We start from the raw sequence: 13691 nt of genomic DNA on the forward strand, positions 1-13691 counted from the left end.
TTTATGCTATGTGTGTAAGGTGCGCGGCAGAAGAGAACCCTACGTTAATCTGATTAGTCCGAATCTGGGTGTTATTGTTTAATCTCGATCGCACATTTTAAATCGAAAATCTTAAATCGGTATGGCAGGACACAGTAAGTGGGCGAATATTAAACGCCAAAAAGCTAGAGTTGATGCCGTTAAAGGCAAGGTTTTTGCTAGAATATCTCGCGAAATTATTGTCGCGGCCCGCAGCGGAGTTCCCGATCCCGCTGGCAATTTTCAACTGCGGACGGCTATTGAAAAAGCCAAGGCGGCGGATATTCCTAATGAAAACATAGAAAGGGCGATCGCCAAAGGTGCTGGGTTGGCCGGGGGAAGTTCCGAATTAGAAGCTATTCGCTACGAAGGTTACGGCGTTGGCGGGGTTGCTATTCTAATTGAAGCGCTGACAGACAATCGCAACCGCACAGCGGCTGACTTGCGAGAAGCTTTTACTAAAAATGGCGGCAACTTGGGCGAAACTGGTTGTGTGGGCTGGATGTTTGACCACAAAGGAGTTTGTACGGTACGCGGGCCGATTGATGAGGAACAATTGTTTGAAGCGTCGCTAGAGGCGGCTGCGGAATCTTATAATTTGATATTAATTGATGAGGATACTGAAGGTGCAGAGGTATTTACAAGCGTCGCTAATTTGGAACAATTGGCTGATGTTTTGAAACAAAAAAATTTTGCAGTTTTGCAGTCGGAAACTCGCTGGATTCCCAGCAATACAGTGGAAATAGACACTCCTGAAAAAGCTCGATCGCTCCTTAAGTTAATGGATGCACTGGAAGATTTGGACGACGTGCAAAGTGTGACGGCGAATTTTGAAATGACAGATGAATTGATGTCTTTGAGTATGGTATAACGATCTAAATCACCAGATTTTTGCCATCCGCAAGACAAATCCCGGTAACTCTGGATCTGCGCTGACTGTTTCAGGATTATCCAAGATTTCAGGTTCGCGATGGGGACGGTAGATGTAGACTTTTCTGTTTTTGCGATCGAGCAAAAAGCCGAGTGATACACCGTTCTCAATATATTCTTCCATCTTGTTTTGCAATCCGTTGAGACTGTCACTAGCAGACCGCAATTCAATCACAAAGTCTGGACAAATCGGTGCGAATGAGGCTTTTTGTTCTTCTGTTAAGGCATTCCAGCGCTCTAGTTTAATCCATGAGGCATCGGGGGAGCGGGTTGCTCCATTCGGCAAGGTAAAGCCTGCACTGGAGTCAAACGTTTCACCTGTGCCATCTTGTTCTGCCCAGTTTGCAAGTTGCTGAGCAATTTTAATGTTGCGATTCCCTGTATCTGAAAACGCTGGTGACATAATGATAACTTCCCCACTGGCTGTACGCTCAATTCTCAAATCGCGATTAACTATACAGAATTCATAGAACTGTTCAACAGTCATCGATTGGATCGCAGGGAAATTGACCGTCAGTGGGACGCTTTCCGTTTGAATTAGCAGCGTCGTCATGGTTTTTCCTTTTTTTGGTGCAGGGGTGATAAAATGCCTTGAGCTTATCATATCTTAGCTTGGCGATCGCAAGTCTTAGTCGATCGGCGAATCGGAGGCTTGTATCCGTTTTTGGGCGGTGTCAATAATCTTTTTTCCCAGTCAGCAAATAAGTAACCATGTATCCCTTGCCCTTAATTTGAATGGCGCCGCGCTTCTGAAAAGTATATTTATGTTTTAATATCTCGTAGGTTTCGGCGGTGACTTGAATGCAGCCGGTAATCCCGTGGGATTCCATGCGCGAAGCAATATTTACTGTGTCGCCCCAGAGGTCGTAAATAAACTTTTTTAAGCCGATAACGCCGGCAACGACAGGGCCACTGCTAATCCCGATCCGAATGCTAAAAGGTTCCGAATGTTCTAAACTCAGGAGCCTAATTTCGTGCAGCATATCGATCGCCATGTTCGCAACCGCCTCGGCGTGATCGTCTCGGGCTGTAGGCAAACCGCCGACAACCATGTAAGCGTCACCAATAGTCTTAATTTTCTCCAAACCGTGGCGATCGGCCAAGTGGTCAAAAGCCGAAAAAATATCGTTGAGTACTTCCACCACTGCCGTCGCTGAAATTCTCGACGAAAGCTCTGTAAACCCCACAATGTCGGCAAACATCACAGTTACTTCCGCAAAACTTTCGGCGATATTGTGTTCATTGTCCTTCAAACGCAGGGCGATCGCTGCCGGCAAAACGTTTAGCAGCAGTTGCTCGGATTTAGCTTGTTCGAGTTCCAACTGTAGGTAAGCAGCCTGCAACTGTTCAGCTTGACGAATTCTTTCTCCGGCTAGCTTTTCGATTTGCGCGGTGCGACTCAAAGATGTCAGCATATATGTCACCGGAATCAGAGTCCACAGCATCCCCATCGTCAGAGTTCCCCAAGAGCGCCAGTGCTTGCGAAGCCGGCGAATTTCCGGCGTTGCCGACACGTACATAGACCACTGGCGGCCGCTAATTTTCAGCCGCCTTCTGCAAGCTGTATAGTTCGGGCCTGGATTGTCAAGAATCGGGCAGTTTTGCAGGAGAGAGGGTTTCGCAGCGGCTGATGCTGGAAGCACTTGTTGGCTGGCGGATTGGAACTGCACCGCAAATTGCTGAATTTGTCCGTTACCAGGCAGATTTTTGAGAACCGGATTCCCCGTTTGCGGTAACAGCGACCCTGCTTCCTGCTTGTCTGGAGCCTCGCTAACGAGATAAATATTGAGGTAGTCGGTATTGCGTCCTTTTAAAGAGGTTTGGAAAATATCTTTGCCTCGAAATACGCCCAGAACAAATCCTTGTAGCAGTTGGCGACGGGATTCCAGGGTAGTCGGTTTACTGCTGTTTTCGTAAATCGGAACTATAGCCAAAAGACCCTGTTCCGGGGAATTGCCCTGAGTTAAGCCGATGTAGTTGGTGACAATCATTTCTCCTGTATCGCGCCCTCGATCGAGCGCGGCGCGGATTTCTCGGTGGGAGGCGAGGTCAAAGCCTAATGCTGTCTCGTTTCCGGCTGGTGGTTCGACGTAGAAAGCCGGGAAGTATTCGGAACGCTGGAGGGCCTTGCGGAGTTCTCCTCGCGGGCCACGCTCTGTAATCTCGAAGCTGGGGTCGGTTTCGGTTCTAGCTTTGGTTTCGTAGTTGCGCCGCTCGGAATTGGGGACGCGGGGGGCCCAAGCCAAGAGTTGCAGGCTAGGGTGGACGGATAGGGGACGGGCGACAAACCGGGCAAAAGAGGAACGCTCGACGGTGCTGAAGGCTTTCATGTAGTCGCTGAGGGCGAGAACAGTATCTAAGTCGGAGTTGAGCTGGCGTTCGATGCCGATCGAAATATCGTCAATGCGGCGGTGCATTTCGTAGTCGCGGCGCTTGTCTTCCCAGTCCCAAACCAAGGCGAATGTCAAAACCGACAGCCCGACACCCAAAGCCAGCGTCAACCCGGCTGGAATGTAGCGAGACCAGGATAAAGGTAGTTTTTTCAGCATAATTGCCTAGCGAATAAGGGCAGCAGATTAGCACACCGCTGAGTGCGATTTGTTCCGGCCTCTGAGTGCGGTTAATTCAAAACCCTGATAACTCAAGCACCGACGGCAATTGGGAATTAAAAGTTAGATATTTAAACCTTTAGATTAATGGAAGATCGCTCAGCAGGGGATTTCAATCCAAAATTCCGCTCCCTGTCCGGGCGCTGAGATGCACCGCAGGCTTCCCTTATGTTTTTCTACCACAATTTGATGGCTGATGGATAATCCTAAACCAGTTCCAGAGCCTACGGGCTTGGTGGTGAAGAACGGGTCAAATAGCCGCTTGCGAACCTCTTCGCTCATTCCCGGGCCACTGTCGGCGATGCAAATTACCATGCGATCGCAATCACTGAGCTGGGTTTTACTGTGGCTTTTCAACCCAGCTTTTTTCATGAGGGTCCGAATCACGATCGTCCGAGGTTCCGGTTGGTTTTCTAGAGCATCGATCGCATTGCTGATAATATTGAGAAATACCTGGTTTAACTGCCCCGCACAACAGTAAATTTTTGATATTTTTCCGTATTCTTTAATAATTTCAATCCGGCTTTTTTTACTTGCCTGATGCAATCTGTGCTGCAAAATCAACAGTGTACTGTCAATTCCTTCATGAACGTCTACTAACTTCATTTCTGATTCATCCAGCCGCGAAAAGTTCCGCAGCGACAACACAATATTACTGATTCTTTCTACTCCTACTCTCATAGAATTTAGCATTTTTGGCAAATCTTCCTTCAGAAAATCTAACTCTAAGTCCTTAACTTTTTTAGCAATCTGAGGCCCTGGGGACGGATAGCATTCCTGGTAGAGACTTAACAGTTCAATTAAATCGTGAAAATAGTTGTAAGTATGAGAAATATTGCCGTTAATAAAAGTGGCAGGATTGTTGATTTCGTGGGCAATCCCAGCCACCATCTGACCGAGACTCGACATCTTTTCGGATTGAACTAATTGGATTTGAGCGTTTTGTAGTTGTTCGTAGGCTTCTTGCAATTGGGCGGCTTGTTTTCTTAATTGAGATTCGGAAGCTTGGAGTGCGGCGGCGGAAATTTTGCGGTTCGTTATATTTTCAATCATCCCTAAGTTGTAAATAGGTTTTCCTTCGCCGTCTCGAATCAAAGTAGCTGTCACATTTACCCAAACAATTTTACCTGTAGCGGTAATCTGGCGCAGTTCGATTTGATAGTGAGTAATTTCTCCCCGCTCAAGAGAATCAGCAACTTGGAGATTTTTTGGATAATCGTCGGGATGCCCAAGTTCTATAAATGTTTTGCTCAGCAATTCTTCGGCGGTATATCCCAGCATTTCGTAGTAAGTTTTATTAACTCGCACTAACTTGTTATCATCTAAATTAGCTAAGTAGATAGCGATGGGTGCATCTTCAAAAATTGTGCGAAATAGTTCCTCGCTGGCCCGGACTTTAGCTGCTAGGGAAAGCCTATCGGTGATGTCTTCAAACGTAGACAAAATACCGACAACATTGCCGGAATTGTCGTGTAAAGGTATTTTATTTGTATCCAGACAGCACTGGGTGCCGTCAGCTTGCATTTTGGATTCTATAATGTGATATTCTGGGGTGTTGGTTGCCATGATACGGCGGTCGCAGGCTCGAAAAAATTCTGTTTCTTCCGGCTTCCAAGGCATATCGAAGTCTGTGAGACCGGCGATTTCACTGGGGTGATTGAAACCTGCGACTTTGGCAAAGTTTTTGTTGCCTCCCAAGTAAACTAAATCTCGATCTTTCCAGGCGATTAACTGAGGGATGTTATTGATTACCAACCACAGCATTTTTTGGGATGTTTCCAAGGCTTCCGTGCGTTCTAGGACGCGCTTTTCAAGTTCTTGATTGGCTTGTTGCAGGGCGATTTTTGACTCGCTGAGGGCGATTTCTGCTAGCTTGCGATCGCTAATGTCGATTGTCACCCCCTCCCACAGTATATCGCCGCCCGGTTGCATTTCGGGGCGGGCAATGCCGCGAATCCATTTCACTTTTCCCGATCCGGTTACGATCCGCCCTTCATATATCCAAGGTTTGAGAGTTTGGCCGGAAGTTGCGATTGATTCTAATAGATTTTTTAGGTCTTCTGGATGCACCGTTGCCCAAATTAAATCCGAGTTTTGTTCAACTTTTTCTGGCTCTAATTCGTAGAGTTCCCAACAGCCGGAACTCACATAAATGAATTCATTTGAACCGTCGGGATGCAGCAAGTATTGATAAATCATTCCCGGCACGTTGGCGGCCATTTTTTGGAATCTGGCTTCGCTTTGGATCAGTGCTGATTCTGCAAGTTTGCGATCGCTAATGTCAATCAACAAGCCATCCCAAATAATGTTATCTTTTTCGCCAAGTTCTGGTCGCGAAGCCCCGCTAATCCACTTAATCCGATCGCCCGGAAAAACAAATCTGCCTTCCCACCGCAAAGGCTCTAAAGTTTTAGCTGAGATAGCAACAGATTCCTGGAAGCTTGGCGCATCGTCTGGATGAATCATTTCGAGCGCGGGAATAGCTGAGTTTTGGAGTACCTCTGGTTCTAATTCCCAGAGTTCGCGGCAGCCGGAACTGACGTAGGGGAATGACATAGTGCCGTCTGCTGCTAACTGAAATTGATAAATCATCCCGGGGACGTTGGCGGCTAGTTTTTGGAACCTCGCTTCGCTTTGCCGTAGTGCTGTTTCTGCTTCTAGGCGATCGGTAATATCGTAAAATGCCGATAAAATTGCGGCTTCGCCATTAAAATTAATTGCTCGCATCGACATTTTTACCCAAAACAAACTGCCATTTGCTTTCTTGAGGCAGATTTCTTCGCGGTCGCTAAAGCCGTTTTGTTTGACTAATTCTATCAATTGAATGTTGTCGTTGATATTGGCATAAAATTCAATTTGTTTTCCACCAACAATTTTTTTGTAACTCAAACCTAAACTTTCACCAAGAGCAGGATTTGCATACAAAATAACGCTGTCTTCGAGGCGCGTAATTAACATGGGAACGGGAGTCGTACTGGCGATAACGCGCAATCTTTCTTCGCTTTCTTCCCTGGCTGTTTCGGCTGCTACTCTTTTGCTAATATCGTTCTGAACTCCGATAAAATGAGTCAATTTTCCCTCATTGTCTAGGATGGGGGAAACCATTAATTCGTTCCAAAAAGGAGTTTTGTCTTTGCGATAATTTTTGAGAACTACCTGAATTTCCGTTCCCGCTTCCAAGCTGCGGCGGAGTTTATTTAATTCGGCATGATCGGTATCGGGGCCCTGCAAAAACCGGCAGTTGCGTCCAATAACTTCTTCGGCACTGTAACCTGTCAGTTTCTCAAAAGCAGGATTGCAGTAGATAATAGGTGTGTCAGGCTTAGTAGCATCCGCTATGAGGATGCTGTTGCTCGACGCTGCGATCGCCCGTTCTAGGAGAGACAGGTTGAAAGAGTCTGTTGTCATCTGTAGCAATATCCAAACTCCTTTGGAGCGGACAGAACAATAGAAAATTATAAATAGCTTGAGCCATTATTATTCTATAATTTTATTTTTAATTTAGCTTTTTTAACAAAGTCAGCAGCCCAAAAAAGCCGATGGGGGAGACGACTAATACCATTTTAGATTTTAGATTTTAGATTGGCAATGACTGATTCCATTATGGTTTGGGGCACGGGCATACAATTGCCTTTTTGCTTGAAAGTAAGTAGTATAACAGAAGGCATTCGGTACTTATCCAGAAAACAGAAGGTGAAAATACCGAAGGCGACAAGAAAACAGAAGGTGAAAACACTGATATGTTGAACTTTTTTTATTCTCCTCCTTCCATCCGGTTCATCAACCCTTTTAAATTGACAAGCTAATGCAAGAACCCTGAGCAGTTTTGCTTACTTCAATTCTGGCTTGAAAAGCTTCTTTGAGGTGCGGCATATGGGTAACGGTGAGGATGCAGGCGAAGTCGGAGGCGATCGCATTAATTGCAGCAATCAGCCGATCGCACCCTTCAGCATCCTGAGTCCCGAACCCCTCATCAATAATCAACATTTGCAAAGCCGTACCCGCCCGCTGAGACAGCAGTCTAGCCAACGCCAGCCGAATCGCAAAATTAATCCGAAAAGCTTCACCGCCAGAGTAAGTTTCGTAGGCGCGAGTACCGCGAGCATCAGCAATTAAAATGTCCAAAGTGTCAATCAATTTAGTTGCTTTTTTAGAAGCAGCAGCCCGCTGAGTAATAAATTGAACGTGCAATTGATTCGCGCTCAATCTCGACAATATCTGATTGGTTTCAGCTTCGAGTTGAGGCAAAACATTTTCAATCATTAAAGCTTGAATGCCGTTTTTACCAAATGCTTGACCCAACTCTTGATAAACTCGCTGCTGGCGTTTAGCAACTTGCATTTGCTCTTTTTGAGCTACTAGCTGAACTTGCAGATTTTCCAGATTTTGTTGCTGCTGCTGGAGGCGTCCGAGACTTCCCAAATGTTGGTCTAGCTGCTGGCGGCGGCGACTGATTTGCTGTTCGATCGCACTTATGCGAGCTGTGGGATCGGGATGTTCTTGCAATTGCTGGTTCATCGCGGCAGTTTGAGCGCTGACAGCTTGCAAATCTCGATCGCGGACTGCGATGGAATTTGCTATTTCATTAACCCGCTGCTGCACTTGCGGGTACTGCACAGTTGCCGAGCGCAATTTTTCGGCACGAGCTATCCAAAACTGCGATCGGCGCATTTCGCTGCGGACGTGTTCGTGCTGCTCCAAATTATAGCCAACTTCCGCAATGTATCTCTCTAAAGACAGAATTTGCTGCTGTATTTCCGAGCTATTTTTTTGCTGTTCTAACTGTTGCTGTACGGTGGCTAATTGAGTTTGCAAATCCGGGCGGCGGGCATTAATTTTATTCAGTTTCTGCTGAGCATCTTTGATTTGAGCTTGCTTAATTTCCGTCCACCGCAAGCGCTTTTCATCACTGCGGGCGAGGGAGTGGCTGCGATCGCTGTAATTGAGCTGTTGCAGTTGCTGTTCGATTTGCTGGAGTTCGCCCAAATCATCGGCTGCATACTCGCCGGTGCGTAGCAACCGCTCTATTTCGGCAGCGTCTTGACGCATACTTTGCAGTCGGTTTTCATCTTGGCTCAGGCTATCTAATTGTGCTTGCAAATGGCTGCGGCGTTCCCGCAATTCTTGGTAAGGCGCTAATTCCTCTTCTAGTTCGCGGTATTCATGTCTGAGAACTTGAATTTCGCGCTCGGAGACGGCTAACTGTTCGCGCACAACCCACAGTTGGTTCCAGATTTCCTGCTGTTGGGAGTGGTGTTTTGTGACTACCAAATTCCAGTAGTGTTCGTCTAAAGGTCGATCGCACAAAGGACAATTGCCAAAATTTGCATCTCGCACCATTAAAGGCGAATTCGATGGCTCGTTTTCCGCAAAATTCGACGCTTTACCTTCGCCGGCAGTTTTTTCTCCTTCATGTTTCCGCAGCAGTTGCAGTTTTTGGTCGATCTCGGCGAGTCTGGTTTGATAATCGCGGCTTTTGGCTTGCAGGTTTCCTAGAAAGTCGTGCCTTTCTTGACCTTTTTCGCGGACTCGCTGCTGATAAACTCGCTTGTTTTCCAACTGCAAAATTTGATTCGCAATTGCCGAGATTTCCTGCTGTAATTGCGGTTGTCGCTGCTGCTGCTGAACTTGCACCTGTCGGTTGATTTCGTCTAAGCGGGCGGTTAAACCGGCGCGGGCGCGATCGAGCTTTTGTTGCTTTTGCTGCTGCTGTTGTAACAGTGGCGAAACTTGCAGTTGCAGTTGCTCTAGTTCGTTGAGGCGCGATCGAACTGCTTGCAACTGTGCGAGTCCTTTATCAACCTCCGGCTGCTGTTTGAGAATCTCCAGAACATCTTTTTCATCCTGTTCTAAAACCTCTAATTGAGCTTGCAACTGCTGAATTTTGCTTTGCAAAAAGCTCAGTTCTTGCCGTTGCTGTTCTTGCAATTCCTGACGCTGATTTTGGGCTTGTTGGTTGGCTTTGAATTTGCCAGCCAGAGTCTCTTCTGTTGCTTGCAAGCTGTGGAAATACGCGATGCCTGCTGTTATTTCCTTTTCTTGTCCTAGGAGAGCTTGCAGCTCATTTTGCTGCTGTTTGGCTGCGCTGAGTTCTTGCTGCAAACGGCGGCATTCTTGAGTGATATTGTAGTGCTGTTGCTGGTGGCCGGCGAGGAGTTTTTGCCAAGTTTGACGGTTGTGGTGCTGGAGTTGCAGTTGCTGTAACTCGGTTGTGTCGGCTTGCTGCTGCTGCTGAAGCAAATCGGTTGCTTGCTGCAATTGAGTTTGTTCTGAGGCAAGAGCTTCTTTTTGTTGCAGTTGCTGTTGTACGGTTAGCAAACTCTGTTTGAGCACTTCGACTTGAGCTTTAAATTGTTTGGAAGTATCTTTGGCTTGTTCGGATAAAGTATCGTATTGATCCAGTTTGAGCAGGTTGGCTAAAACTTGTTTGCGTTCGATCGGCTTTTTGAGCATAAATTCATCAGCTCGCCCCTGTCGCAAATACGCCGAGTTGATGAAAGTATCGTAATCTAGTTTGATGTGTTCGAGGATTTTTTGCTGAGTTGTTCTCAGCCCCTTGTCTGTAAGCGTGCGAAAATTCACCCCCCCCGACCCCCCCTTACCAAGGGGGGGAGAAGAATTTAAGTTTTCTGGATCTTCATTAAGGGAAGAATTCACTTCTTCTGGCCCTCCCTTACCAAGGGGGGGAAAGGGGGGGTTTGTTGCTACTTGAAATTCCAAACTTCCCGATTGTCCGCGTCGGCGGTTGCGAATCACCCGGTATATTTGACCGCCGGTGGAGAAAGTGAAATCAACGCGCACATCTGTTTCGCCGATATGGATGATATCGTCTTCCGTATCGCTGCGACAACAGCCCCAAATTGCCCAGGATATGGCTTCTAAGAGGGAGGATTTGCCAGCACCGTTAGGCCCGCAAATGCAAGCTGTGTGCAAGCCGCGAAAGTCTAAAGCAGCTTCGCGATAGCTGAGAAAATTTTTAAGTGTAAGTTGTATGGGAATCATTTAGGCCGCCGCGCCGTACAATCTATTTATAATTAACACTATTTGTACGCTGTTGCCTAGTTATTCAATCTAGATCCAGAACAATTGTCAGTGCTTCTGCAATTTCTTCCATAATTGTATCGGACAGGGATCCGAGTTGTCGGACAAATCTTTGTTGCGAGAGGGAACGGACTTGAAAAGTATCGGCGGCGGAGAGTTTCGCCAAGCCATTTTCGCCACTCGGTTCTAGTCTAACCATCCAATTTCTCTCTGTGTATCGCTCTTTCCAGTCAGTGATGGGAACAATAACTTCAAGCAGCAAAATTCCCACCGTTTCATCGCTGACAATTACTACCGGACGGGTTTTGCCGATTTCGGCGCCCACAGTAGGTTCAAGCGTAACCAGCCAGATTTCACCTCTACGCATTAGTTTTTATCCCTGCGTTCAGGTATTCTTCCTCGGATTCAAAATAGGGTTCGCTGTCAGCCGACCACAAATCATGTAAAGCACCTCCCGGCATATAATCTTGGACTGCTGCTTCTGCTGCGGCTCTGAGTCTACGCTTTCTCTCAGCTTTGTGCTGGGCTTTTTCTTCTATTTCTTCGCGCATCATCCGCGAAGCTGTTTCGATGATTTCTAGGCGTTCTTCTGCTGTCAGATTTTTGAGTGCTGCTAAGATTTCTGTTTTGGTCACGGTTTTTTCGGGTGGTTGGTGAGAAAGTACGATCGATCCGGGAGCATCCCGATACTCGGCTACAAACGAGATTTGTGCAGTTTTTACTGTACGGGCTTGCGACCTTACGGGCAGTTGTTGGGATTTTCAACTATCAAACCCTCACTTGTTGCTGCTGCATTCAGCTCCCCGTCACCAGATACAAAAGTCATCGCAGGCAAACTGTTAGCTGTGCAAAGGTTATGATATGCCACAGCCTGTTGCTAGCTGCACAGCATCATAGCCTCGCAATCCGTAGGTTTCAGCTAATGCCATTGCAGAGTTAATAATGCTTTCGGTGAATTCTACAACCTGATACTCAGATTGTAGGTCACTCCTGAACTGATTGCACGCTGCTGTAGCATCTGTCGCGTTGATACTTATGCTGCTCGACCTTCTGGTAATTGCAGCAACAATTTCAACACTTGTAATAGCAGCAATCAATATATCGTTGTTAAGTGCAGGATCGCACAAACTCAAAACCCATGCCGAACCTATTTCATTAATGTAGCGTTTGACCAGCGCACTGCTATCTACAAAATAAATTGTCATCTAGCGGCGTTCGTCAATAATTGTCTCAGAAACAGACTGGCCCTGTACCTGAATTATTCGCCGTTCTGTTTGCTGACTCCCAGAAGAATGCTTGATTTTTTTTACTAAACCAGAAGTTAACAGTGCTTGGTGCAATTTTGTCCGTTGAGCAGTTTGTTCTTTCTGGGCCAGATATATCCCAATAGCCCGCTCTAGTTGCTGTAGTTCTAGCAGTTCCAGAGCGTCAAGCTGATTGAGGATTTTCTTGAAGATTCCCTGGGGCATAGGACTCTACTTTTTACGCTTGGCTAGTTTGTCTATTATACAACTATCAGACTTTCGCTTGCGTCACGGATATTCCGGGTTTCTGGACTTATATCGATCGCTGAAACGACCTATTATCCTTCATCAATGGGGCTTGTGCGTCCTAGACGAGTAAAGAAGCCCGGTTTCTACGAAGATTTCAAACCCTACATTACCGCTCTGTGCTTGTGGCGCACCCTACATTGATCGCATAGGCAGATTTTCCATCATCAAAAAGGGTTGACTGTATTCCTACAGTCAACCCCGCGCCTATTTATTTGTCCTGTGTTTGCTCAAACAGCAACACTACCTGACAAGATTCGGGAACGTATAGCCGACACCGACTAACAATCCCACGTCAGCTCCGTCAACAAAACCAATATTCAATCCTGCTGTTGCTGTTAAATTTGTCGTCAGCGGCACATCTACACCCCCAGAAATCAGGAAGCCAAAATTACCGTCATCCCCGGTAGTAACTATCACGCCAGCACCTGCATAGGGAGCAGCACTAATCACAAAATCCTCGCTGACTTCGACGGTCTCTTGAGATACAAAATCGAAGGTAACGGGAACTAGAAGAGTTAAGTTGTCGCGCAACAAAACAGTCGGTCTCACCGACAAATTGTTCGTCAAACCGATTTTGCTAATAATCGCAAATGAACCGTCGCCTAAAGCTGAATCTCCGCCAAAACCTACATTGCCACCAATGCCGATATAGCTGGGTCCAGAACGGGTAGCTCGGCCTGGTCGGATTTGAGTTCCCTGAGCCACTTTTTCAGTTGCTTCCGAGACAGTTGCAGGTTTTTCAGCAACTTTCGGTTGGTTTGTCAAAGCTGATGCGGAAGTGCTGACAGGATTGCTCAACAATTCTTGTGCTGTTTGGACTTCTTTTTCTTCCTTCGTTGCTGTTACTTCCAGATTATTGCTCTGGGCAACAATTGAGGTAGGTCGATCGCTCTTTTTGGCAGTCTCGACTGTTGACTGCACTTTGACACCATTATCAGCAATTTTAGCGGTTTCTTCCGACTTTTGGGTCTCAGCAGCAATGGATGTATTTTGCGCTGTTTCTGTCTCAGCAATTTCAGATGTTGCTGCTTCCGCTTTTTCGGGTGCAGCAATAGATACTTGCAAGTTGGTGGCCGGTTCAGAGGCTGCTGACTCTGCCGCTTCTGTTAGTTCGCTCCAACTGATCGAATCAATTTTTTTATTACTAGCCGTTGTTTCTGCGTCGGGTTTAACTGATGAAGTTGCCGTCGGCTCAGAAATTTGGTCAATATTTTGAGCTGCGATTGTTGCAGTTGTAGCGACATCGGGCAAGTTGCCAGTTTCAGCTTTCGCTGACATGGTACTGCAACAAACAGCTAAAGCTGCAAGATTTATTAACGCAAAAGTAGACTTGGAAAATAGACTATTCATAGAAACTCCTCAATGAAGGGTGTGTTAAAAGTGTAAGTGTTTGAGGGCGACCGTCGAGAGCTTTGCTAAAAAAAGACACAAATATGAGTTGTGTTGTTCCTAGATTGCCATTTTACCGTTGAATAGTCAACTCTCAAGCTGATTAGATTCAAGAACGGACGGTGGGTTTAGAGGCTAATTTTAATTTACA

10 protein-coding genes are annotated in these 13691 nt (G+C 46.4%); 1 reads left to right on the forward strand and 9 read right to left on the reverse strand.

What is annotated here, in order from left to right; genetic code table 11:
- Window positions 1–121 precede the first annotated feature (121 nt).
- Entirely contained in the window at window positions 122–889 is a 768-nt protein-coding gene (locus QUA10_RS15085) for a YebC/PmpR family DNA-binding transcriptional regulator (RefSeq protein ID WP_333083332.1), read from the forward strand.
- A gap of 9 nt (window positions 890–898) precedes the next feature.
- On the opposite strand, the gene QUA10_RS15090 is transcribed toward QUA10_RS15085, so the two are convergent.
- The 9 genes from QUA10_RS15090 to QUA10_RS15130 form a co-directional block, all read right to left on the reverse strand.
- Window positions 899–1501, reverse strand: coding sequence for a Uma2 family endonuclease (locus tag QUA10_RS15090; protein ID WP_333083378.1), 603 nt, complete (start codon window positions 1499–1501; stop codon window positions 899–901).
- Between the two features lie 121 nt (window positions 1502–1622).
- Window positions 1623–3497 (reverse strand): adenylate/guanylate cyclase domain-containing protein, encoded by a 1875-nt coding sequence (locus QUA10_RS15095; RefSeq protein ID WP_333083334.1) that lies wholly within the window; start codon window positions 3495–3497, stop codon window positions 1623–1625.
- A gap of 159 nt (window positions 3498–3656) precedes the next feature.
- A complete protein-coding gene (locus QUA10_RS15100) occupies window positions 3657–6965 on the reverse strand; it encodes a PAS domain S-box protein (RefSeq protein ID WP_333083335.1) in 3309 nt (1102 codons plus the stop codon).
- Window positions 6966–7346: 381 nt separating this feature from the next.
- Window positions 7347–10559 carry an AAA family ATPase gene (locus QUA10_RS15105; protein ID WP_333083336.1) on the reverse strand — a complete coding sequence of 1071 codons (3213 nt, stop codon included), beginning with the start codon at window positions 10557–10559 and terminating at the stop codon, window positions 7347–7349.
- 64 nt (window positions 10560–10623) lie between these two features.
- Window positions 10624–10965, reverse strand: coding sequence for a type II toxin-antitoxin system PemK/MazF family toxin (locus tag QUA10_RS15110; RefSeq protein ID WP_333083337.1), 342 nt, complete (start codon window positions 10963–10965; stop codon window positions 10624–10626).
- A complete protein-coding gene (locus QUA10_RS15115) occupies window positions 10958–11233 on the reverse strand; it encodes a hypothetical protein (protein WP_333083338.1) in 276 nt (91 codons plus the stop codon). The genes QUA10_RS15110 and QUA10_RS15115 overlap by 8 nt, the downstream gene beginning before the upstream one ends.
- A 219-nt stretch (window positions 11234–11452) precedes the next feature.
- Window positions 11453–11803, reverse strand: coding sequence for a type II toxin-antitoxin system VapC family toxin (locus QUA10_RS15120; RefSeq protein WP_333083339.1), 351 nt, complete (start codon window positions 11801–11803; stop codon window positions 11453–11455).
- The gene (locus QUA10_RS15125) at window positions 11804–12067 is read right to left on the reverse strand and encodes a hypothetical protein (protein ID WP_333083340.1); all 264 of its coding nucleotides are present in this window, start codon (window positions 12065–12067) and stop codon (window positions 11804–11806) included.
- 324 nt (window positions 12068–12391) lie between these two features.
- Window positions 12392–13501, reverse strand: a complete 1110-nt coding sequence (locus QUA10_RS15130; protein ID WP_333083341.1) for a hypothetical protein — start codon at window positions 13499–13501, stop codon at window positions 12392–12394.
- Between the last annotated feature and the right edge of the window lie 190 nt (window positions 13502–13691).

It is taken from the genome of Microcoleus sp. Pol8_D6 (assembly GCF_036700965.1).
GTDB lineage: Bacteria > Cyanobacteriota > Cyanobacteriia > Cyanobacteriales > Microcoleaceae > Microcoleus.

Coding starts and splice junctions, on each gene's coding strand:
- QUA10_RS15085 (WP_333083332.1), top strand. CDS start 122: ATGGCAGGACACAGTAAGTGGGCGAATATTAAACGCCAAAAAGCTAGA.
- QUA10_RS15090 (WP_333083378.1), bottom strand. CDS start 1,501: ATGACGACGCTGCTAATTCAAACGGAAAGCGTCCCACTGACGGTCAAT.
- QUA10_RS15095 (WP_333083334.1), bottom strand. CDS start 3,497: ATGCTGAAAAAACTACCTTTATCCTGGTCTCGCTACATTCCAGCCGGG.
- QUA10_RS15100 (WP_333083335.1), bottom strand. CDS start 6,965: ATGACAACAGACTCTTTCAACCTGTCTCTCCTAGAACGGGCGATCGCA.
- QUA10_RS15105 (WP_333083336.1), bottom strand. CDS start 10,559: ATGATTCCCATACAACTTACACTTAAAAATTTTCTCAGCTATCGCGAA.
- QUA10_RS15110 (WP_333083337.1), bottom strand. CDS start 10,965: ATGCGTAGAGGTGAAATCTGGCTGGTTACGCTTGAACCTACTGTGGGC.
- QUA10_RS15120 (WP_333083339.1), bottom strand. CDS start 11,803: ATGACAATTTATTTTGTAGATAGCAGTGCGCTGGTCAAACGCTACATT.
- QUA10_RS15125 (WP_333083340.1), bottom strand. CDS start 12,067: ATGCCCCAGGGAATCTTCAAGAAAATCCTCAATCAGCTTGACGCTCTG.
- QUA10_RS15130 (WP_333083341.1), bottom strand. CDS start 13,501: ATGAATAGTCTATTTTCCAAGTCTACTTTTGCGTTAATAAATCTTGCA.